At 71.6% G+C, this 21,601-nt stretch carries 15 protein-coding genes; 4 read left to right on the top strand and 11 right to left on the bottom strand.

The features are described from left to right. Positions 1-133: 133 nt before the first annotated feature. From AB0J57_RS03935 to AB0J57_RS03950, 4 genes are all read left to right on the top strand, one after another. The gene (locus tag AB0J57_RS03935; RefSeq protein WP_366126306.1) at positions 134-1,828 is read left to right on the top strand and encodes a thiamine pyrophosphate-binding protein; all 1,695 of its coding nucleotides are present in this window, start codon (positions 134-136) and stop codon (positions 1,826-1,828) included. A gap of 14 nt (positions 1,829-1,842) precedes the next feature. Continuing rightward, on the top strand, positions 1,843-3,072 hold the full coding sequence (gene frc / locus AB0J57_RS03940; protein ID WP_366126307.1) for a formyl-CoA transferase: 1,230 nt from the start codon (positions 1,843-1,845) through the stop codon (positions 3,070-3,072). Further along, the gene (locus AB0J57_RS03945; RefSeq protein WP_366126308.1) at positions 3,073-5,211 is read left to right on the top strand and encodes an acetate--CoA ligase family protein; all 2,139 of its coding nucleotides are present in this window, start codon (positions 3,073-3,075) and stop codon (positions 5,209-5,211) included. A 184-nt stretch (positions 5,212-5,395) separates the two neighbouring features. Beyond that, entirely contained in the window at positions 5,396-6,781 is a 1,386-nt protein-coding gene (locus AB0J57_RS03950; RefSeq protein ID WP_366126309.1) for an OFA family MFS transporter, read from the top strand. Between the two features lie 3 nt (positions 6,782-6,784). Here the strand turns inward: AB0J57_RS03950 and AB0J57_RS03955 are convergent, their stop codons facing one another. From AB0J57_RS03955 to AB0J57_RS04005, 11 genes are all read right to left on the bottom strand, one after another. Further along, the gene (locus tag AB0J57_RS03955) at positions 6,785-7,828 is read right to left on the bottom strand and encodes a sugar phosphate isomerase/epimerase (protein WP_366126310.1); all 1,044 of its coding nucleotides are present in this window, start codon (positions 7,826-7,828) and stop codon (positions 6,785-6,787) included. 47 nt (positions 7,829-7,875) lie between these two features. Beyond that, on the bottom strand, positions 7,876-9,270 hold the full coding sequence (locus tag AB0J57_RS03960; RefSeq protein ID WP_366126311.1) for a nucleotide pyrophosphatase/phosphodiesterase family protein: 1,395 nt from the start codon (positions 9,268-9,270) through the stop codon (positions 7,876-7,878). Next, a complete protein-coding gene (gene eboE, locus AB0J57_RS03965) occupies positions 9,267-10,436 on the bottom strand; it encodes a metabolite traffic protein EboE (RefSeq protein ID WP_366126312.1) in 1,170 nt (389 codons plus the stop codon). The genes AB0J57_RS03960 and eboE overlap by 4 nt, the downstream gene beginning before the upstream one ends. 12 nt (positions 10,437-10,448) lie before the next feature. After that, a complete protein-coding gene (locus AB0J57_RS03970; RefSeq protein ID WP_366126313.1) occupies positions 10,449-11,297 on the bottom strand; it encodes a TatD family hydrolase in 849 nt (282 codons plus the stop codon). Next, positions 11,297-11,920, bottom strand: a complete 624-nt coding sequence (locus AB0J57_RS03975) for an EboA domain-containing protein (protein ID WP_366126476.1) — start codon at positions 11,918-11,920, stop codon at positions 11,297-11,299. Before AB0J57_RS03975 ends, AB0J57_RS03970 begins: the two co-directional genes overlap by 1 nt. Before the next feature lie 41 nt (positions 11,921-11,961). Further along, positions 11,962-12,894: a sugar phosphate isomerase/epimerase family protein gene (locus AB0J57_RS03980; protein WP_366126314.1), complete on the bottom strand. Its 933-nt coding sequence runs from the start codon at positions 12,892-12,894 to the stop codon at positions 11,962-11,964. Then, on the bottom strand, positions 12,891-14,057 hold the full coding sequence (locus tag AB0J57_RS03985; RefSeq protein ID WP_366126315.1) for an SCO3242 family prenyltransferase: 1,167 nt from the start codon (positions 14,055-14,057) through the stop codon (positions 12,891-12,893). The genes AB0J57_RS03980 and AB0J57_RS03985 overlap by 4 nt, the downstream gene beginning before the upstream one ends. Beyond that, a complete protein-coding gene (locus AB0J57_RS03990) occupies positions 14,054-15,271 on the bottom strand; it encodes an inositol-3-phosphate synthase (RefSeq protein WP_366126316.1) in 1,218 nt (405 codons plus the stop codon). The genes AB0J57_RS03985 and AB0J57_RS03990 overlap by 4 nt, the downstream gene beginning before the upstream one ends. 91 nt (positions 15,272-15,362) lie before the next feature. Then, entirely contained in the window at positions 15,363-19,073 is a 3,711-nt protein-coding gene (locus AB0J57_RS03995; RefSeq protein ID WP_366126317.1) for a ThuA domain-containing protein, read from the bottom strand. Positions 19,074-19,391: 318 nt separating this feature from the next. Then, the gene (locus tag AB0J57_RS04000) at positions 19,392-20,396 is read right to left on the bottom strand and encodes a sugar phosphate isomerase/epimerase family protein (protein ID WP_366126318.1); all 1,005 of its coding nucleotides are present in this window, start codon (positions 20,394-20,396) and stop codon (positions 19,392-19,394) included. 10 nt (positions 20,397-20,406) lie between these two features. Continuing rightward, positions 20,407-21,588 carry a Gfo/Idh/MocA family oxidoreductase gene (locus tag AB0J57_RS04005; protein WP_366126319.1) on the bottom strand — a complete coding sequence of 394 codons (1,182 nt, stop codon included), beginning with the start codon at positions 21,586-21,588 and terminating at the stop codon, positions 20,407-20,409. Positions 21,589-21,601: the final 13 nt, after the last annotated feature.

A 21,601-nucleotide genomic window follows, 5' to 3' on the forward strand; every position in this document is an offset into this window, starting at 1 on the left:
TCGATGAAAGTGCCGTACGCCCCCTGGACACCTCCCACCGGATGCGGGATAACAAGGTTCATACAGTATTCGTCGACTGTATGCAATCTGCCTCCACCCCCCTCAATCCCCTACGAAGGGACAGGACTTCGCCATGCCCGACGAAAGCCAGGACCGCAGCCAGGACCGCATCTCCGGTGGACATCTGGTCGCCAAGGCCCTCAAGGCGGAGGGGGTCGACGTCATCTACACGCTGTGCGGCGGCCACATCATCGACATCTACGACGGTTGCGTCGACGAGGGCATCGAGGTCGTCGACGTACGCCATGAGCAGGTGGCCGCCCACGCCGCCGACGGGTACGCCCGCATCACCGGCAAGCCGGGGTGCGCCGTGGTCACCGCCGGGCCCGGAACGACCGACGCGGTGACCGGTGTCGCCAACGCCTTCCGCGCCGAGTCACCCATGCTGCTGATCGGCGGCCAGGGCGCGCACACCCAGCACAAGATGGGCTCGCTCCAGGACCTGCCGCACGTCGACATGATGACGCCCATCACCAAGTTCGCCGCGACCGTACCGGACACGGCGCGGGCCGCCGACATGGTGTCGATGGCCTTCCGCGAGTGCTACCACGGGGCACCCGGGCCGTCGTTCCTGGAGATCCCGCGCGATGTGCTGGACGCGACCGTCCCCGTCGACAGGGCGCGCGTGCCCAAGCCCGGCCACTACCGGGCCTCCACGCGAAGCGCCGGCGACCCGGAGGCGGTCGAGAAGCTGGCCGACCTGCTGGTGCACGCCGAGAAGCCGGCGATCCTGCTGGGCAGCCAGGTGTGGACGACCCGCGCGACGGACGCGGCCGTCGACCTCGTCCGAGTCCTGAACGTCCCCGCGTACATGAACGGCGCCGGGCGCGGCACGCTGCCGCCCGGTGACCCGCACCACTTCCAGCTCTCGCGGCGTTACGCCTTCTCCAACGCCGACGTCATCGTCATCGTCGGGACGCCGTTCGACTTCCGGATGGGATACGGCAAGCGGCTGTCGCCGGACGCGACGGTGGTGCAGATCGACCTGGACTACCGGACGGTGGGCAAGAACCGGGACATCGACCTGGGAATCGTCGGCGACCCCGGGCTGATCCTCGCCGCCGCCGGCCAGGCGGCGTCCGGCCGGCTCAACGGCGGCGCCGTGCGGCGCAAGGCGTGGCTGGAGGAGCTGCGGGCCGCCGAGCAGACCGCCCTGGAGAAGCGGCTGCCTCAGCTCAGGTCCGACGCCTCCCCCATCCACCCGTACCGGCTGGTCAGCGAGATCAACGACTTCCTCACCGAGGACTCGGTCTACATCGGCGACGGCGGCGACATCGTCACCTTCTCCGGGCAGGTCGTGCAGCCCAAGTCCCCCGGGCACTGGATGGACCCGGGACCGCTCGGCACGCTCGGCGTCGGCATCCCCTTCGTCCTGGCCGCCAAGCAGGCACGGCCCGACAAGGAGGTCGTGGCGCTCTTCGGCGACGGCGCGTTCTCCCTCACCGGCTGGGACTTCGAAACGCTCGTCCGCTACAACCTCCCCTTCGTCGGCATCGTCGGCAACAACTCCTCCATGAACCAGATCCGTTACGGCCAGGCCCGGAAGTACGGCCCGGAGCGCGAGCGGGTCGGCAACACCCTCGGCGACGTCCACTACGACAAGTTCGCCCAGATGCTGGGCGGTTACGGCGAGGAGGTGCGCGACCCCGCCGACATCGGCCCGGCACTGCGGCGCGCCCGCGAGTCCGGGAAGCCCTCGCTGATCAACGTCTGGGTCGACCCGGACGCGTACGCCCCCGGAACCATGAACCAGACCATGTACAAGTGAGGAGCGAGCCGGTCATGACCAAGGCTCTTGAGGGCATCCGCGTCCTCGACATGACACATGTGCAGTCCGGCCCGTCCGCCACACAGTTGCTGGCGTGGCTGGGTGCGGACGTGGTGAAGCTGGAGGCGCCGAGCGGTGACATCACGCGCAGGCAACTGCGTGACATCCCGGACGTCGACTCGCTCTACTTCACGATGCTCAACTGCAACAAGCGGAGCATCACCCTCAACACCAAGACCGAGCGCGGCAAGGAGCTGCTCACCGAGCTGATCCGCCGGTCCGATGTGATGGTGGAGAACTTCGGCCCGGGCGCGGTGGACCGCATGGGCTTCACCTGGGACCACATCCAGGAGATCAATCCGCGTATCGTCTATGCCTCCATCAAAGGGTTCGGCGAAGGCCCGTACACCAACTTCAAGGCGTACGAGGTCGTCGCACAGGCCATGGGTGGCTCGATGTCCACCACCGGTTTCGAGGACGGCCCGCCGCTGGCGACGGGCGCCCAGATCGGGGACTCGGGCACGGGCGTCCACGCGGTGGCGGGCATCCTCGCCGCGTTGTTCCAGCGCGAGAACACGGGGCGCGGGCAGCGTGTGCAGGTGGCGATGCAGCACGCCGTACTGAATCTGTGCCGGGTGAAGCTGCGGGACCAGCAGCGCCTGGCGCACGGCCCGCTGGCTGAATATCCCAACGAGGACTTCGGCGGGGAAGTTCCCCGGTCGGGAAACGCTTCCGGTGGCGGCCAGCCGGGCTGGGCGGTCAAGTGCGCGCCCGGCGGGCCCAACGACTACGTGTACGTCATCGTCCAGCCGGTCGGGTGGGCCCCGATCTGCGGGCTGATCGGCCGGTCCGAGCTGGCCGAGGACCCCGAGTGGGCGACGCCCGAGGCGCGGCTGCCGAAGCTGGGCAAGATGTTCCAGTTGATCGAGGAGTGGTCCGCCACGCTCCCCAAGTGGGAGGTGCTGGAGAAGCTCAACGCCCACAACATCCCGTGCGGGCCCATCCTTTCCACCAGGGAGATCATCGAGGACGCCTCGCTGGTCGCCAACGAGATGGTCGTCGAGGTCCCGCACCCGCAGCGCGGCACGTTCACGACGGTCGGATCGCCGCTCAAGCTCTCCGACTCTCCGGTCGAGGTGGTCACCTCACCGCTGCTCGGCGAACACAACGAAGAGGTGTACGTCGGTGAGCTCGGTCTCGGCGACGAGGAGCTGCGGCTGCTGAAGACGACCGGGGTGATCTGAGTGACTGAGGTGTTCGACAAGGATGCCGTACGGGCCGTGCTGGACGCCGTACGGGGCGAGGGGCGCACCGCGCTGACGGCGCCCGAGGGCAAGGCGGTGGCCGACGCGTACGGGATCGCCGTGCCCGGTGAGGTGCTGGCGCGGGACGTGGAGGCGGCGGTGGCGGCGGCCGGGCGGCTCGGCGGCAAGGTCGTCCTCAAGATTGTTTCCCCCGACATCCTCCACAAAACCGATGCGGGCGGGGTGATCGCCGGGGTCGAGGGCGCGGCCGAGGTCCGGGCGGCGTTCCGCCGGATCGTCGGGAACGCGAAGGCGTACGCGCCGGACGCCCGCGTCGACGGCGTCCAGGTGCAGCAGATGCTGCCGCCGGGCCAGGAGGTCATCGTCGGGGCGGTGACGGACCCGACGTTCGGGAAGGTCGTCGCCTTCGGGCTGGGCGGGGTGCTGGTGGAGGTGCTCAAGGACGTGACCTTCCGGCTGGCGCCGGTGGACGCGGACGAGGCGGCCTCGATGCTCGACTCGATCCGCGCGGCGGAGGTGCTGCGCGGCGTGCGGGGCGCCGCGCCGGTGGACCGGTGGGCGGTCGCCGAGCAGATCCGCCGGGTGTCCCGGCTGGTGACGGACTTCCCCGAGATCGCCGAGGTGGACCTGAACCCGGTGATCGCCACACCGGAGGGGGCGGTGGCGGCGGACGTCCGGGTTATCCTCGCCGAGGGCGGCGCGCCGGAGCCGCGGCGCCGTTACGGCCGGGAGGAGATCCTCCGCTCGATGCGGCGGCTGATGCAGCCGCGTGCGGTGGCGGTGATCGGTGCGTCCAACGAGCAGGGGAAGATCGGCAATTCGGTGATGCGCAACCTCATCGACGGCGGCTTCCCGGGCGAGATCCATCCGGTGAACCCCAAGGCCGATGACATTCAGGGCCGCAAGGCGTACAAGAGTGTCACGGACGTTCCCGGTGAGGTGGATGTGGCGGTCTTCGCGATCCCCGCACGTTTTGTCGCCGCGGCGCTGGAGGAGGTGGGGCGTAAGGGCGTGCCCAACGCCGTACTGATCCCATCGGGGTTCGCCGAGACCGGTGAACACGCGTTGCAGGCCGAGATCGTGGCGATCGCGCAGCGGCACGGCATCCGGCTGCTGGGGCCGAACATCTACGGCTACTACTCGACCTGGCAGGACCTGTGCGCCACGTTCTGCACGCCGTACGACGTGAAGGGCGGCGTGGCGCTCACCTCCCAGTCCGGTGGCATCGGGATGGCGATCCTCGGGTTCGCCCGCACCACGCGCACGGGTGTGTCGGCGATCGTCGGGCTCGGCAACAAGTCGGACATCGACGAGGACGACCTGCTCACCTGGTTCGGCGAGGACCCGAACACCGAGTGCATCGCCATGCACCTGGAGGACCTCAAGGACGGCCGCGCCTTTGTGGAGGCCGCCCGGGAGACGGTGCCCAGGAAGCCGGTGGTGATGCTGAAGGCGGGCCGTACGAGCGCGGGCGCCAAGGCGGCCGGCTCGCACACGGGAGCCCTGGCGGGCGACGACGCGGTGTACGACGACATCCTGCGGCAGGCGGGCGTCATCCGGGCGCCGGGGCTGAACGAGATGCTGGAGTACGCGCGGGCGCTGCCCGTCCTGCCGGCGCCCAAGGGGGACAACGTCGTCATCATCACCGGGGCGGGCGGTTCAGGGGTGCTGCTGTCCGACGCCATCGTCGACAACGGGCTGTCCCTGATGGAGATCCCGGACGACCTGGACGCCGCCTTCAAGGCGTTCATCCCGCCCTTCGGGGCGGCCGGCAACCCGATCGACATCACGGGAGGGGAGCCCCCTTCGACGTACGAGGCGACGATCCGGCTGGGCCTGGAGGACCCGCGCATCCATGCGCTGGTGCTGGGTTACTGGCACACCATCGTCACTCCCCCGATGGTGTTCGCGGAGCTCACCGCGCGCGTGGTGGCGGATTTCCGGGCGAAGGGCATCGAGAAGCCGGTCGTGGCGTCGCTCGCGGGCGACGTCGAGGTCGAGGAGGCGTGCCAGTACCTCTTCGAACGGGGTGTCGTGGCGTACCCCTACACCACGGAGAAGCCCGTCGCGGTCCTGGGCGCCAAGTACCGCTGGGCCCGGGCCGCGGGGCTGCTGTGACGGCCGGGGTCGCGGGCCGGGTGCCCCGGGCGGGCGGCGCGCGGCGGGCGGGGCGGTGGTCGATGGGCTGAGTGACGGCTCGACCCGACGGGGCCCGCGGACACCGCTCGTCGCGGGCCCCCGCACGAGAAGTACGGACAGGGGGCGCTGGCCTGGCTTCTTCGACGCAAGGGGTTCGATCGACATGGCGACAACACACATCTCCACACCCGTCCCCTACAGGGAGGTGACGGACGCCAACGGCCGCGTGTACCGCATCGGCGAGTCCGATGTCGACATCATGGGCCGCAAGCGCAAATGGATGGTCATCCTGCCGTGGGTCGGCATGATGGGCATCAGCTCGGCGGAGTACGCGTTCGCGTCCGCCGAGGAGACCCTGCACACGGCGCACAGTTGGAGCAGTCAGCACATCTTCTGGATGCTCGGGGTGTGGGTCTTCTTCCAGGCCGCGGTGGCCTTCCCGGCCGGCAAGCTGCGTGAGAGCGGGAAGCTGCCGGCGCGGTGGGCGATGATGCTGGGCGCGCTGGGCACTCTGCTCGGCTACCTCTCGCTCGCGTACGCGCCGCACGTCATCGTGGCGTACGTCGGTTTCGGCATGTTCAGCGGCATGGGCGCGGGCATGGTCTACGCGACCTGCGTGAACATGGTCGGCAAGTGGTACCCGGAGCGCAAGGGCGGCAAGACGGGCTTCGTCAACGGCGGCTTCGCCTATGGCTCGGTGCCCTTCGTCTTCATCTTCACCGGGTACATGGACCTGACGAACTTCCGCTGGGTGCTGGTGTCGGTCGGGCTGTTCCTGGCGGCGACGGTGGCGGTCGCCGGGTACTTCTTCCAGGACCCGCCGAAGAACTGGTGGCCTGCCGAGGTCGACCCGCTGAAGAAGCCCGACGACCCGAGGGCGCGGCGCGCGCTGGAGAAGAATCCGCCCGCCGTGAAGCAGTACACCCCCAAGGAGGCCTGGCAGACCGGCCGGGTGGCCCTGATGTGGTTCTGCCTGCTGTGCACGTCCGGGGTGAACATCTTCGGTATCGCCTTCCAGGTGCCGTTCGGTGACGAGGCCGGGTTCGCCGGAGGCATCGTGGCGACGGCGATGTCCCTGAAGGCGATCGTGAACGGCACGGGGCGCGGGGTCATCGGCTGGCTGTCGGACCGGTACGGGCGCAAACAGTGCCTGATCTTCGTCTGCATCGTGCTGGGGCTGTCGCAGTACGGCATCCTGCTCGCCGGCAACATCGGCAATCTGCCGCTGTTCCTGCTGTTCTCCAGCATTTCCGGGTTCGGCGGCGGGGCGATCTTCCCGATGTTCGCGGCGATGACGGCGGACTACTTCGGGGAGAACAACAACGCCTCCAACTACGGGCTGGTCTACAGCTCGAAGCTGGTGTCCGGGCTCCTCGGCTCCGGCATGGGCGCCGTGGTGGTGGGCGCCTGGGGCTACGGCGGCGCCTTCGTCCTGGCGGGTTCGATCTCGCTGTTCGCCGGCTGCGTGGCGCTGTTCCTGCACCCCCCGGGGCGGCCGCGGGCACGCCACATCAGGGCGAACCCGCGACCGATCAGCCGGGATATCTAGGCCCTAACAGTCTTTTTCGCGCAGCGAGTGCAGGTGCGCGCTCGACTTGCGGGCGAAGGCGAAGGACTCGGCCGGGTTGTCGTGTTCGGCCTGCCAGTGGTGATCGCGCCGGCCGCCGTGGGTCCGGGTGACCGCCGAGATGAAACGCTGGTAGTCGATGTCTCCGTCCCCGACGTCCACCATCCGGTAGCCGTCGCGGGCGGAGTCGTCGCGTTCACCGTCCTTGACGTGGAAGAGCGGGTAGCGGTCGGGCTGCTTCAGTACGTAGGCGAGGGGGTCGAAGGGCGCGGGCGTGCCGTCGGCGCGCTTGCCGAACCGGAACTGACCGGCGTACGCCCAGTAGATGTCCATCTCCAGGTAGACGAGGTCGGGGTCGGTCTCGGCGAGCAGCACGTCGTAGAGGCGGACGTCGGGCCGGTCGGTGGCGAAGGAGAACTCCTCGGCGTGGTTGTGCTGGTAGAACTTCATGCCGCGCTTCTTCGCCTCGGCGCCGTAGTGGTTGAACTCCTCGGCGCAGCGCTTCCAGCCGTCGACGGTGGCGCCGTAGCGCCAGGGGCCGGAGGCGGTGCCGATGTGCTTCAGGCCGAGGGCCTGGGCGTCGTCGAGGACCTTCGTCAGGTTCTGGGCGAAGGTGTACGCCTTGGGGTCGGAGGAGTAGTAGCCGACGTGGCTGCCGATGGCGCGCAGGCCGTGGTCGCGGGTGAGCCGCCTGAGCTGGGCGAGGGTGATGGGGCCGGCGGAGCCCTGGGAGTATCCGGCGTACTCGACCTCGTCGTAGCCGAAGCGCCGCAGTTCCTCGAAGACCTTGGCGAAGCCGAGGGTGGAGACCTTGTCGCGCAGTGAGTAGAGCTGGATGCCGAGGCGGCCGGGAGGCAGAACGGGGCGGCCGTGGCCGCTGCTCGGGGCGGTGGCCTCGGCGGCCGAGGCGGCGGTCGTGGTGCCGCCGAGGAGGGCGGCGGCGGTGGCGCCGGCGGCGACACCGAGCATGTTGCGTCTGCTGAGCCTGTGCGCGAGCTCGGGGTCGGTGGTCCTGGTCGTGCGCGGCATGTGGATAACTCCTCGTTGTCGGTGGCGTCTGCTTCACTGGGATCAGGTCAGTGGAGACCCGCGAGTTGAAGCAGCAGGGACTTCACATCGGTGGCCGCGACGCGGCCCGGTAGCGCGCGGGGGGTGGAGCACAGGATGAGTGGCCCGGTGTCACTGTCGTCACTCGTGGGGAGGCGGCCATGGCTGCCGCGAATAGGTGAGGGGTCGAGGGGCACGACCGCCATGCGGTAGCGCATGCCCAGCTTCTTGCGGGCGATCGCCGTGGCCGCCTTGAGCCGTACGTAGGGGTCGAGGGGGTCCATGAACAGCTCGACGGGGTCGTAGCCGGGCTTGCGGTGGATCTCGACGAGCTGGGCGAAGTCGGGCGCGCGGGCGTCGTCGAGCCAGTAGTAGTACGTGAACCAGGCGTCGGGCTCGGCGAGGGCGACGAGCTCGCCCGAGCGGGGGTGGTCCAGTCCGTGGGCCTTCTTGCCCTCGTCGTCGAGGAGCGTCTCGATGCCGGGTACGCCGGCGAGGGCGTCACGGGCGGCGGTCAGGTTCTCGGGGTTCTCGGGGTGTCGTACGTAGACGTGGGCGATCTGGTGGTCGGCGACGGCGAACGCCCGGGAGGCCATGGGGTCGAGGTACTCCATGCCGTCCTGGGTGTGGACCTCGAGCAGGCCGGCGCGGCGCAGGGCGCGGTTGATGTCGACGTGCCGGTTCACCCGGGTGATGCCGTATTCGGAGAGGGCGACGACGGTGCGGCCTTCGGCCCTCGCGTCGTCGAGGAGGGGGGCCATCACCGCGTCGAGGTCGGCGGCGGCGCGGTGGGCGCGCGGATCGTCGGGGCCGTAGCGCTGGAGGTCGTAGTCGAGGTGTGGCAGGTAGCACAGGGCGAGGTCGGGGGTGCGGGTGCGGATGATGTGGCGGGTGGCGTCGACGATCCACTGGCTGGAGACGATGTCGGCGCCGGGGCCCCAGAAGTGGAAGAGGGGGAAGGTGCCGAACTTGCTGGTGAGTTCGTCGTGCAGGGCCGGGGGCCGGGTGTAGCAGTCGGGTTCCTTGCGGCCGTCGGCGTAGTAGACGGGACGGGGGGTGACGGTGATGTCGGTGTCGGCGCCCATGGCGTACCACCAGCAGATGTTGGCGACGGTGTAGCCGGGGTGGGCGCGGCGGGCGGCGTCCCAGAGTTTGTCGCCGGAGACGAGTCCGTTGTGCTGGCGCCACAGCAGGACGTCGCCGAGTTCGCGGAAGTACCAGCCGTTGCCGACGATGCCGTGTTCGGAGGGGAGGGTGCCGGTGAGGAAGGTGGACTGGGCGGTGCAGGTGACGGCGGGCAGGACGGTGCCGAGCGGGGCGTGGGAGCCGGACTGGGCGAGCCGCTTGAGGTGGGGCATGTGGTCGAGGAGCTGGGGGGTGAGGCCGACGACGTCCAGGACCAGGAGGGGGGTGGGCTGGGTCATGGCAGTTCCTTGAGGCCGAGGTCGGTGAGGAGGTCGCGGGCGAGGGTGAGTTCGGCGGCGATGCCGTCGGCGAGCCGGCTCCGGGTGCGGGGGCGGAGGTCGGGCGGGAGGGCCTGCCAGGTGTAGGTCTCGACTTCGAGGTGGCGGGTGTGCGGGACCGGGCCGCCGACGAGCCGGGCCAGGGTGTCCTGGAGCACGGGAAGGGTGGAGGTGAGGGGCGCGGCCGGGGCGCTGTGCAGGGGGACGTGGAAGTGGGCGCGCCAGGGGGCGCCGTCGGGGAGGGTTTCGCCGCCGAGGGCCTCGGCGAGGTCGTCGGTGCCGCGCAGGCCGGCGGCGGTGCTGGTGCGGGTCTGGTGGAGGAAGCGCGGTTCGGCGAAGGCGGCGAGGGCTTCGCGTACCTCGGGGAGGTGAGGGTGTTCGGCGTGGAGGGCCGCGGAGAGCTGGGCCTTGGGGATCGGGACGTGGGCCGCGAGGAGGGCGTCCAGGGCGGTGTGGGGACTTTCGAAGGAGGTGGCGAGATGACAGGTGTCGACACAGATGCCGATGCGCGGGCTTGATACGTCGGTGATCGGGCCGATCGCGTCGGCGGTGGTCTCGATCACGCAGCCGGGCTCGGGTTCGAGGCCGATGCGGATGGACATGCCGGTGAGGTCTTCGAGGGCGTCCAGGCGCTCGGCGAGGGTGATCAGCGCGGTGCGGGCGGTGTTGGCGGCGGCGGTGCCGAAGGAGGTGCGCCAGGCGAGGGGCAGGGTGGAAATGGAGCCTTCGGTGACGTCGTCGGGCAGGAGCGCGGCGAGGAGGCGGGCCAGGTCGGTGGTGTGGGCCAGGCGTTCGGGCCGGGTCCAGTCGGGCTGGTAGACGCGGTACTTGACCTCGTCGGAGCCGAAGCCTTCGTAGGGGAAGCCGTTGAGGGTGACGACTTCAAGGCCGCGGCGGTCGAGCTCGGCGCGGAGGCCGCGCAGGGCGGCGGGGTCGGTGGTGAGGGCGTGGGCGGCGTTCTTGGCGAGCCAGAGGCCGATGCCGAGGCGGTCGCGTCCGAGGCGCTTGCGGACCGGTTCGCAGTGGTCGCGCAGTTGGGCGAGGACGCCGTCGAGGGTTTCGGCGGGGTGGACGTTGGTGCAGTAGGCGAGGTGGATGGTGGAGCCGTCCGGGTGGCGGAAGCGCATGGCCGGCTCCTCTCATTCCCCGCCGCGGAGGATGGAGTTGCCCTCGTGGAGGGTGCCCGGGGAGGGGAGGTCGAGGTGGAGGCGGCCGCTGAGGCCGTAGAAGGCGACGGGGTTGCGCCACAGGACCTGGTCGACGTCGTCGTCGGTGAAACCGGCGGCGAGCATGGCGTCGCCGACCTTGCGGGTCTTGAGCGGGTCGCTCCGGCCCCAGTCAGCGGCCGAGTTCACCAGCACGCGCCCCGTCCCGTACTCCTTGAGGATGGCGACCATGCGCTCCTCGTCCATCTTGGTGTCGGGGTAGATGGAGAAGCCGAGCCAGGCGCCGCTGTCAGTGGCCTCCTTTACCGTTGTCTCATTGAGGTGATCGAGCAGGACCCGCTCCGGGGGGAGGTGGGATTCGCGGATGACGTCGATGGTGCGGCGCAGCCCGGCGAGCTTGTCGCGGTGCGGGGTATGGACGAGGGCGGGCAGGCCGTGGTCGGCGGCGAGCTGGAGCTGGGCGGCCAGCGCGGTGTCCTCGGCGGGGGTCATGGAGTCGTAGCCGATCTCGCCGACGGCGACGACGGAGTCCTTGACGAGATAGCGGGGCAGGGCGTCGAGGACGGGGGTGCAGCGGGGGTCGTTGGCCTCCTTGGGGTTGAGGGCGAGGGTGCAGTGGTGGGCGATGCCGTACTGGGCGGCGCGGAAGGGTTCCCAGCCGAGGAGGGAGTCGAAGTAGTCGAAGAAGCTGGCGGGCGAGGTGCGGGGCTGGCCGAGCCAGAAGGAGGGTTCGACGAGGGCGCGGACCCCGGCGTCGTACATCGCCTGGTAGTCGTCCGTGGTGCGGGAGGTCATGTGGATGTGCGGGTCGAAGATGCGCATCAGGACTCCTCCGGGGGGACGGTCAGGGCGAGGACGTGGTGGAGGCCGGCGGGGACGGGGCGGCCGGCGGCGGTGCGTTCGGCGGCGTAGTCGGCGAGCATCCGGGCCAGTTCGGCGTCGCCCCGGGCCCGCCGGGGCAGGTCGGCGACGGCGTCGACCGGGACGCCGGTGAAGAGGCACTTGAGGACGGCGTGCCGCCAGGAGTGCGGGTCGAGGTGGGCGGCGGCGTAGGGGCCGACGGCGGCGGCGACCAGTCGGGTGTCGTTGGTGCGCAGGGCGTCCTCGACCAGGGGCAGGGCCTCGGGGCCCGGTACGAGGGATGGGAGGGCGAGCAGGACGGCGCGGCGCTCGGCGGCGGTGCCGTGGTGGTAGAGGCGGGTGAGGGTGTCGGTGTCGGCGCGGGCCTCGTGGAGGAGGAGGGTGCGTACGGAGTCGGCGTGTTCCTGGCCGCAGTGGCGGCCCGCGGAGGCGAACCGCAGCTCCCAGGAGGCGGACACGTAGGGGCTCGGCGGCCCGGGTGGGGCGCCGGCGGCGTGGGCGGCCTCGGCGAGGGCCTCGTGCAGCCAGGCGCGGGCGGCGCCTCCGAGCCGGTCGTCCAGTTCCGTGCGTAGTTCCTTGCGCAGGTCCGGGTGTAGTTCCTTGCGCGGTTCCTCGTGGGGCGTCGTCACGGTGCCGGTTCTCCCTTCGTGCCGGTCCGGCTGCGGAGGAACTCGATGGAGGAGCGGGCGAGTTCGGGGCCCGCGTGGGAGTGGCGGGGCAGTTCGACGACCGTCAGGCCCTGGTAGCCGGTGGCAGCGAGGGTTTCCAGGGCGGGCGGGAAGTCGATCTCTCCGTCGCCGAACGGCAGGTGTTCGTGGACGCCGCGCCGCATGTCCTCGATCTGGACGTGGCGCAGCCAGGGCGCGGCGTCGCGTACGCAGTCGGCCGGCGGTGCCGGCTCCAGGCACTGGCAGTGGCCGATGTCGAGGGTGAGGCCGAGGAGGTGGGGGCCGGGGTCGCCGAGGAGGCGGCGGAGGTGGTGGAAGTCGGCGAGGGTGGCGAGGAGGTGACCTGGTTCGGGTTCGATGGCGAGCGGGACGCGGGCGGTGGCCGCGGCGTCCAGGACGGGGGTGAGTGACTCTTCGAGCCGCTTCCAGACGGCGGTGGTGTCGGTGGTGGGCAGGTCGCCGGGGGTGGTGCCGCTGAAGCAGTGCACGGCGTGCGCGCCCAGGTCGGCGGCGACCTGAACGGCGCGGATGAGGAGCCGGGTGCGGGCGGCGCGGCCGTCCGGGTCGGGGTCGAGGAGGGAGGGGCCGTGTTTGCGGCGCGGGTCGAGTACGTAGCGGGCGCCGGTCTCGACGGTGACGCCCAGGCCCAGGTCGCCGAGGCGGCGGGCGACGCGGGCGGTGCGGGCGGCCAGGTCGGGGGCGAGGGGGTCGAGGTGCATGTGGTCCAGCGTCAGGCCGACCCCGTCGTACCCGAGGTCGGCGAGGAGGGTGAGGGCGTCGTCGAGACGGAGGTCGGTGAGGCCGTTGGTGCCGTAGCCGAAGCGGAGGGAGGCGGTGTGGGCCGTGGCGCGGGCCTGGTCGCGGGCGGAGGTGTGGTGGGGGGCGCTCATGTGGGGCTCACCTTCCGTGCGAGTGCGCGGGCGAGGGGGACGAGCCCCATGAGGGCGAGCCCGGTGCCGGTGGCTCCACCCCGGGCGGCGAGTGCGGCCTGGAGCGGGATCATGGCGCGGATGCCGCCGCCGACGGCGCGCTGGGTGAGGGGTGGTGAGGGGTTGAGCGCGGCGTGCAGGAAGGGGACGGCGGCGGTGCGGAGGTAGGCCGCCGCGGTGAGGGCGGTGACTGGCTGCCGCCCCGGCAGGGTCAGGGGCGTGGGCGGCGGGCCCGTGGCGGCGTGGCGGGCGGGGGCCGCGAGGTTCTTCCCGGTGCTTCTCCCCGCGCCCAGGGGCGTGGGGCGGCCTCCACGCCCCGAAACCGGGGCCGCGCTCCTTGAACCCCGAGGGGTGGGCTCCACGGCTGCCCGGCCGGGGCGCTCGGCCGGCGGCGCGTGGCCGCTGCGGCTCAGCAGGGCGGCCAGGGTCGCGGTGGCCGCGAGGGCCGCGAGCGGGGCGGCCGTCGAGCCGCCGTGGGCTTCGTGACGGGAGATCGCGGTCACCGCGTAGGTGTGCGCCCCGAGCGCGGCGGCGGACGGCAGGGCGGCCAACGCCGTTCGCGCTGCCGGCCGGACGGCTCCGGCCGGTGTCGCGGCGCCTGCCACGCGGCGCGCGCCGTGACCGACGCGCTCCCGCCGCGCCCGCGAGCCCGACGCCCCCGGGGTCGCCCGGGTCGCCGTGGCCGTGGCGCCGAGGAGGAGGTCCAGGGCGCGGGCGGTGGCCATGGCGGCGGGGGCCGCGCGGGTGTGCTTCAGGCGCAGGTCGTACGCCCAGACCGTCGCCGCCAGGGCGGTCGCCACGACCAGGGGCGCACGGCCCGCGCGGGCGGCGAGAGCGAGGCCGGTTGCCGTCAGCGCGGCGGAGGCGGCCAGGGCGGCGGGCGGTGCGACGCGGCCCGACGGGATGGGGCGGTGTGGGCGGTCGACGGCGTCCTCGGCGCGGTCCGACCAGTCGTTGAGCGCCATGCCCGCCTCGTACAGGCAGAGGGAGGAACCGATGGCCAGCACGGTGCGCCGGTTGGGGCGCGCGCCCACGGCCGCCGCGCCCGCGAGGGCGTCGCCCGGCACGGAGAACAGCGCGGAGACGCGGAGGAGTTCCGCCCATGCGCGCAGGCGCGGCGTCATACGGAGTCCCGGAGGCGGGCGGCGAAGGAGAGGAGCGTGGCGTACTGGTCGGAGAGGGCCGCCGGGCCGCCCGGGTCGGGGTCCTTGAAGTAGAAGGCGAGCTCGGGCAGGGGCCCCCAGAGGCCGGCCTCGTGGGCGCGGGAGACGAGGCGGGCGAGGTCCAGCACCAAGGGGGCGGCGAGCGCCGAGTCGCAGCCCTGCCAGATGGTCTGGAGGATCATCCGGGAGCCGAGGAAGCCGTCGAAGGCGATGTGGTCCCAGGCGGTCTTCCAGTCACCGAGGGCCGGTACGTCGTCGATGTGGACCTCGCCCTCCGGGGCACCGCCGAGCACATCGGCGAGGACGCGTTCCTTGCCGGCGTTCTTCGCGGCCGCCGCGGCGGGGTCGGCCAGCGCCGCCCCGTCCCCGCCGCCCAGGAGATTGGTGCCGGACCATGCCCGTACGGACAGGGCGCGTTGCACGAACATCGGGGCGAGCACGGAGCGGAGCAGCGTCTGGCCGGTCTTGCCGTCCCGGCCCGCGTGGGGAAGTCCGCAGGAGGCCACGGCGTCGGCGAGGGCCGCGGTGCGCAGCCCGGTGGAGGGGGTGAAGTTGACGTAGGAGCAGCCGGCCCGTAGTGCGGCGGCCGCGTAGAGGGAGCTGGGCGCGAGGCCCGGGTCGTCCGGGCCCGGGGCGGGTTCCGTGGAGGCGACGTTGATCACGACCGTACGGGCCAGGTGGTGGCGGCGGGTGAAGTCGGTGATGTCGGAGGTGAAGGACATGATGAGTTCGTCGTCGGTGCGGGTGTCGCCGGGGGCGGGGCCACCGGGGCGGATCTCGGCGTCGGCCGCGGCGAGTTCACCGCGTACGGCGGCGGCCAGCCCGTGCGGCAGGACGCCCGCCGCCGTCAGTTCCTCCGCCCGTTTGGGCAGCGGGCACGCCGCCGTGTCGTGCCCGCCGAAGACGAGCGAGGAGAGGGAGGGGAGGCCGGACGCGGCGAACGGCGGGGTTTCGGTGACCATGCCCGTCGGCGGGTGCAGCCCGGCGGCGACGGCCGCGCACCCCGCCACCGCGGTCGTGGCGACGGAGCCGCGCGCCCCGACGAACCAGACGCCGACGGCGCCGGCGGCCCCGGAGGCCTGGGGCTCTCCGGCCGCCTCGGGGGCTCCGGCGGCCTCCGGGTCTCCGGCGGCCCCTGCGCTCCCGGCGTCTCCGACTCGGTGTTCATCGAACATGGCCAGCCTCCCTGGGTGTGGTGCGTTGGAGGCGGCGGGCGGGGGGTACGGCGCCTCCCCGCCCGCCGCCGGCTTGTACGGGAGCGACCCCCTACGAGGACGAGGGCAGCTCCTTGAGCTGGATGTTCCGGAAGGACACCTGGTCGTCGGCGCCGTGGTTCTGGATGCCGATGTAGCCGTCCTTCAGGCTGCGGACACGGTCGGTGTTGGTGAAGTCGTTGATCTTCACACCGTTGAGGAAGACCTGGAGGCGCTCCCCCTGGACCTTGATCTCGTAGCTGTTCCACTGGCCGGGCGGCCGGAGGACCTGGTCACGGAGCTTGAGGTTCGCCGACTTGAAGCCGTACACCGCACCGGTGGTGCGCTCGGGGGCGTCCGTCGCGTCGATCTGGATCTCGTAGCCGTTGTTCACGGCCGACCAGGGGTCGTCGGAGGCCGGGAAGCCGACGAAGACACCGGAGTTGTCGTCGCCCGCCATCTTCCAGTCCAGCTTCAGCGAGTACGACGAGAGCTCCTTCGCCTGGTACCAGAGCATCCCCATGCCGCCCTCGGTGCGCAGCTCACCGTCCACGACGGTGAACTTCCCCGGCCCGGCCTGCTTCCAGCCCTCCAGGGTGTGTCCGTTGAAGAGGAAGCGGTAGCCGGTCCGTGGCGTGCAGTCGGCCTTCACCTGGCCGGTGGCGTAGCGGAGGCCGCCCAGCAGGTGCTGCCGGAACGCGGGCTCGGCGTAGGAGGCCGCCGTGTGGCCGCCGCCGGTGTAGAAGGCCCGCCCGCCCTCGTAGGTCTGGCACCAGGCGATCGGGTGGTCGCCCTTCATGGTGCCGCCCTGATAGGTGGTTTCGTCGAGGGTGGCGAGGATGCGGGCCTGGCCGCGCGGGTTGGTGCGGTAGTTGTACCACTCGTCCGTACGCTCCCAGCCGGCCGTCGGCAGGTGGGACGTGGCCGGGTGCTCGTGGTCCTCCACCCGGACCGTGGCGGGCTGGATGTGCGGATGCGAGGCGAAGTGGGCGCCGACGAGCCCGCCGTAGAACTCCCAGTCGTACTCGGTGTCGGCGGCCGCGTGGACGCCGACGTAGCCGCCGCCCGTGGCGACGTAGTTCTCGAACGCCTTCTGCTGTTCGGCGTTCAGCACGTCACCGGTGGTCGACAGGAAGACGACCGCGTCGTAGCGGGCCAGGTTGTTCGTGGTGAACTGCGCGGCGGTCTCCGTCGCGTCGACCGTGATGCTGCCGGCGGCGCCCAGTTCCTTCAGGGCCGCGATGCCGGCCGGGATGGAGTCGTGCCGGAAGCCGGCGGTCTTGGAGAAGACCAGCACCCGCTTGGCGGTCCGGTCGACCGGTGTGTTCGACAGTTCGAAGTCGTCCACGTCGTACAGCGCGCCCGTCCCGCCCTTGAACACCAGGAACAGTTGGGTGGTCCGCTTCGGGACGGCCCGCAGCGGGACGTCGACGTCCTGGAAGGTCTCCCAGCCGCCGGTCACCGGCACCGGGGCGGAGCCGAGCAGTGTGCCGGTCGCCGAGCCGGTGCGTACCTCCAGGAAGCCGCCCGCGCCACCCGACGAGATCCGGGCGGTGAGCTTGGTGGAGCCGGTCAGGTTGTAGGGCGTGAAGGAGATCCAGTCACCGTTGTCGATGTCGCCCACGGTCTTGCCGCCGTGCGCGGTGGCCTTGTCGTACGTACGGATGCCCGACTGCGCGGAGAAGTGCTCGGCCTGCCGGTGGCGCGGCTGGAGCTGCGCCTGGTCGTGGCCGGTCAGCGCGGCCTGTCCGCCGCCACCGCCGTCGGTGTACTCGGCGTCGAAGACCCCGAAGATGTTGGCGTTCGGGTCGTGGCCGCCGTCGGCCGACGTCTTGATGGTGCCCGAGCAGCCGTTCGCCGAGGTCACCGGGTGGCCGTGGCTGTCATGGCCGAGGATGTAGGTGACCTTGACCTTGGCGCAGTCGATCGTGCCGTCCTCCGGGTCGGTGACGGTCACCTTGAACGGGATCTCGTCGCCGAAGCTGAACAGCGCGCCGTCCTTCGGCAGGTCGAGCGTCACCTTGGGTGCCGTGTTGCCGACGACGACGTGCACACTGGCCGAGCCGGTGCGGCCCGATGCGTCGCGCGCGGTGACGGTCGCGGTGTAGGTGCCGTTCTTGCGGTAGGTGTACGTCGGGTTTGCGGCCGTCGACGTACCCGTGCCGTCGCCGAAGTCCCAGTGGTACGTCAGGGCGTCGCCGTCGGCGTCCGTCGTGCCCGCCGACGAGAAGGCGACCCGCAGCGGCGCCTGGCCGGAGGTCTTGTTCGCCGACGCCTCGGCGACCGGCGAGAAGCCCCCGGTGGCGTTCTCGATCCGGTAGAGGCCGGAGTTCTCGTCGCCGCCGAACCAGGCGGTGCCGTAGTCCAGGACGTACAGCGCACCGTCGGGGCCGAAGGCCATGTCCATCACCTGCGTGCCCGTCCACGGCACGGGGTTGATGGACTGCACCGCCCCGTCGGAGCCGTGTTCGATGCGCTTGATCCAGCGCCGCCCGAACTCGCCGGCGAAGAAATCGCCGTCGTACGCCTCCGGGAACTTGACGGGAGAGGGGTTAGCGGCGTCGTACCGGTACACCGGCCCGCCCATCGGCGACTCCGACCCGGAGCCGAACTCGGGCACGGACCCGCCGTCGTACGGGATCCACGCGGGCTCGGCCGGCGGCAGGTCGGCCAGGCCCGTGTTGTGCGGCGAGTCGTTCTTGGGCGCCGCGCAGTCGAAGGTGGCGCCGGAGGTCTTGGTGGCGAAGTCGTAGTCGACGTACGGGTCGTTGTCGCCGGTGCAGAACGGCCAGCCGAAGTTGCCCGGCTTGGTCACGCGGGCGAACTCGACCTGTCCGGCCGGGCCGCGTTTGGGGTCGGCCGCGCCCGCGTCGGGGCCGTAGTCGCCGACGTACAGCACGCCCGTCTTCTTGTCGACGCTGAAGCGGAACGGGTTGCGGAAGCCCATCGCGTAGATCTCCGGCCGCGTCTTGGCGGTGCCGGGCGCGAAGAGGTTGCCGTCGGGGACGGTGTACGAGCCGTCGTCGGCGACCTTGATGCGGAGGATCTTGCCGCGCAGGTCGTTGGTGTTGCCCGAGGTGCGGCGGGCGTCGTACGCGGGGTTGCGGGTGGGCCGCTCGTCGATGGGGGTGAAGCCGTCGGAGGCGAAGGGGTTGGAGTCGTCGCCCGTCGACAGGTACAGGTTGCCCTGCGCGTCGAAGTCGATGTCACCGCCGACGTGGCAGCAGATGCCGCGCGTCGCCGGGATGTCGATGACCTTCTTCTCGCTCGCGTTGTCGAGGGTGCCGTCGGCCTTCAGTACGAACCGGGAAAGGCGGTTGACGCCTTCGTACTTGGCGAAGTCGGCTGCCGTGCCGTCGTTGGGCGCGTCCCCGGCCGGGGTGTCGAGCGGGGGCGCGTAGTAGAGGAATATCGCCCGGTTCCGTGCGAAGTCCGGGTCGAGGGCGACGCCCTGGAGGCCCTCCTCGTCGTGGGAGTAGACCGGGACGGAGCCGATGACCTTGGTGTTGCCGGCGGCGTCGGTACGCCGCAGTTCACCGTTGCGCGAGGTGTGCAGCACGCTGCGGTCGGGCAGCACGGCCAGCGACATCGGTTCGCCGACCTCCTCGCCGCCCTTGGCGAGGGTGACCTGCTGGAACTGCTCCTCGGCGGAATCGGCCGCGGACGGTGCCGGGGCGCCGGCCGCGACGACCGGCGGGGCGCCGAGGGCGAACGACGTCACGGCGAGCAGGCCGCCGGTGAGGAGTGCGAGCGCGTTGCGCGCTCCGAGCCGTTTTCTGTGCACGAATGTCCTCCGGAGAAGGCCGGATACGCGGGTACGGGCGTGTTGCCTCGATCGGGCGGCTCCCGGGTGGTGCTTCGAGGTGGTGCTCCCCGGGGGTGCCGCGCCGGGTTGTCCGGGGACCGGCGTGCGCCGTCACGCTGGTCGGGTCCAGGCCTGGGTGGTGTGCAAGGGGACGTTAGCCGGGTTGCTCCTGAGCCGAAAGCCCTTGTGCGGAACGTGAGTTGCACTTTTTCCCGGCGCTGGACAAAGCGGGGGGAGGGCAGCCCCGGCCGCCCGGTGGCGGTGACCACCACCGGGCTGCCGACCTGGCCCTCTTCCCTAGTCGGCGCCGCCGAACGCGGCGTCGAAGGAGGCGGCCGGCGGGTCGAAGTCGTACCGCTTCAGCGTGGCAAGCGCTTCCGGCGCGCCGGTCAGCCGGTCCATCCCGGCGTCCTCCCACTCCACCGACACCGGCCCGTCGTAACCGATCGAGCGCAGCATCCGGAAGACGTCCTCCCACGGCACGTCCCCGTGCCCGGCCGACACGAAGTCCCAGCCGCGCCGGGGGTCGCCCCACGGCAGGTGCGAGCCGAGCCGGCCGTTGCGGCCGTCCAGCCGCCGCCGGGCCTCCTTGCAGTCCACGTGGTAGATCCGGTCCCGGAAGTCGTACAGGAACCCGACCGGGTCCAGGTCCTGCCACACGAAGTGGCTCGGGTCGAAGTTGAGCCCGAAGGCCGGGCGCCGGTCCACCACCTCCAGGGCCCGCTGCGTGGTCCAGTAGTCGTAGGCGATCTCGCTGGGGTGGACCTCGTGGGCGAACCGCACGCCCTCCGCGTCGAAGACGTCCAGGATCGGGTTCCAGCGCTCGGCGAAGTCCTCGTAACCGCGCTCGATCATCCGCTCCGGCACCGGCGGGAACATCGCCACCAGGTGCCAGATGGACGACCCGGTGAAGCCGATGACGGTGCGCACCCCGAACGCGGCGGCCGCCCGCGCGGTGTCGGCCAGCTCCCGCGCGGCCCGCTGCCGCACGCCCTCGGGGTCGCCGTCGCCCCAGATCCGCCCCGGCACGATCGCCTGGTGGCGCTCGTCGATGGGGTGGTCGCAGACGGCCTGGCCGACCAGGTGGTTGGAGATGGCCCAGCACTTCAGCCCGTACTTGTCGAGCAGTGCCCGCCGCCCGTCCAGGTACGAGGGGTCGGCCAGCGCCTTGTCGACCTCGAAGTGATCGCCCCAGCAGGCGAGTTCGAGACCGTCGTAGCCGAAGTCACGGGCGAGGCGGCAGACCTCCTCCAGCGGCAGGTCGGCCCACTGGCCGGTGAAGAGGGTGAAGGGACGTGGCACGGCGGACCTCCTACAGCGGTACGGGGGTGTAGACGGCGTTCTTCTCCGCGCTCTCCTCCACGGCGGCCAGCACGCGCTGCACCCGCAGCCCGTCCGCGAAGGACGGCGCCGGATCGGTGCCGGAGGCGATGGCGTGGACGAGATCGCGCGCCTGGTGGGCGAAGGTGTGCTCGTAGCCGAGGGCGTGGCCGGGCGGCCACCACGCCTCCAGGTAGGGGTGGTCCGGTTCGGTGACGAGGATGCGCCGGAAGCCGGCCGACTGCGCGGGGTCGCTCCCGTCGTAGAACGACAGCTCGTTCAGCCGCTCCAGGTCGAAGGCGAGGGATCCGCGCTCCCCGTTGATCTCCAGCCGCAGCGCGTTCTTGCGGCCCGCCGCCATCCGGGTCGCCTCGAACGACACCAGCGCCCCCGACGCCAGCCGCCCCGTGAACACGGCCGCGTCGTCCACCGTGACGGCCCCGCGCTCGGCGCCCCCCGACGCCGAGAGCCCGGCCGGCGCCCCGGCGAGCAGCGGCCGCTCGCGTACGAAGGTCTCGGTGAGCGCCGACACCCCCACGAGCGGCTCCCCCGCCAGGTACTGCGCGAGGTCCACGATGTGCGCGCCGAGGTCGCCGAGCGCCCCGGAGCCGGCGTGCTTGCGCTCCAGCCGCCACGTCAGCGGGAAGTCGGGGTCGACCAGCCAGTCCTGGAGGTATGTCACCCGTACGTGGCGCAGCGCGCCCAGACGGCCGTCGGCGATCAGACCGCGCGCGTACGCCATGGCGGGCACACGGCGGTAGTTGAAGCCGACCATGGCGACCTGGCCGCGCGTCCGGGCCCGTTCGGCGGCCGCGACCATGGCTTCCGCCTCCGCGACGGTGTTGGCGAGGGGCTTCTCGCACAGCACGTGCTTGCCCGCCTCCAGGGCGGCGACGGCGATCTCGGCGTGGCTGTCGCCCGGGGTGCAGATGTCCACGACGTCCACGTCGTCGCGTACGACGAGGTCGCGCCAGTCGGTCTCGGCGGCGGCCCAGCCGTGTTTGTCCGCGGCGGCCCGCACGGCCGCGGCGTCACGTCCGCAGACGGCGGCGAGCACGGGCCGCAGCGGCAGGTCGAAGACGCGGCCCACGGTGCGCCAGCCCTGTGAGTGGGCGGCGCCCATGAACGCGTACCCGACCATGCCGATGCCGATCGTCCGTTCCTGCTGCGCCATACGGATTCCTCCT

This window comes from Streptomyces sp. NPDC049837, from assembly GCF_040674455.1.
Lineage (GTDB): Bacteria > Actinomycetota > Actinomycetes > Streptomycetales > Streptomycetaceae > Streptomyces.

Coding starts and splice junctions, on each gene's coding strand:
- frc (WP_366126307.1), top strand. CDS start 1,843: ATGACCAAGGCTCTTGAGGGCATCCGCGTCCTCGACATGACACATGTG.
- AB0J57_RS03980 (WP_366126314.1), bottom strand. CDS start 12,894: ATGAGCGCCCCCCACCACACCTCCGCCCGCGACCAGGCCCGCGCCACG.
- AB0J57_RS03970 (WP_366126313.1), bottom strand. CDS start 11,297: ATGCGCATCTTCGACCCGCACATCCACATGACCTCCCGCACCACGGAC.
- AB0J57_RS03990 (WP_366126316.1), bottom strand. CDS start 15,271: ATGTTCGATGAACACCGAGTCGGAGACGCCGGGAGCGCAGGGGCCGCC.
- AB0J57_RS04005 (WP_366126319.1), bottom strand. CDS start 21,588: ATGGCGCAGCAGGAACGGACGATCGGCATCGGCATGGTCGGGTACGCG.
- AB0J57_RS03950 (WP_366126309.1), top strand. CDS start 5,396: ATGGCGACAACACACATCTCCACACCCGTCCCCTACAGGGAGGTGACG.
- AB0J57_RS03955 (WP_366126310.1), bottom strand. CDS start 7,828: ATGCCGCGCACGACCAGGACCACCGACCCCGAGCTCGCGCACAGGCTC.
- AB0J57_RS03960 (WP_366126311.1), bottom strand. CDS start 9,270: ATGACCCAGCCCACCCCCCTCCTGGTCCTGGACGTCGTCGGCCTCACC.
- eboE (WP_366126312.1), bottom strand. CDS start 10,436: ATGCGCTTCCGCCACCCGGACGGCTCCACCATCCACCTCGCCTACTGC.
- AB0J57_RS03935 (WP_366126306.1), top strand. CDS start 134: ATGCCCGACGAAAGCCAGGACCGCAGCCAGGACCGCATCTCCGGTGGA.
- AB0J57_RS03985 (WP_366126315.1), bottom strand. CDS start 14,057: ATGACGCCGCGCCTGCGCGCATGGGCGGAACTCCTCCGCGTCTCCGCG.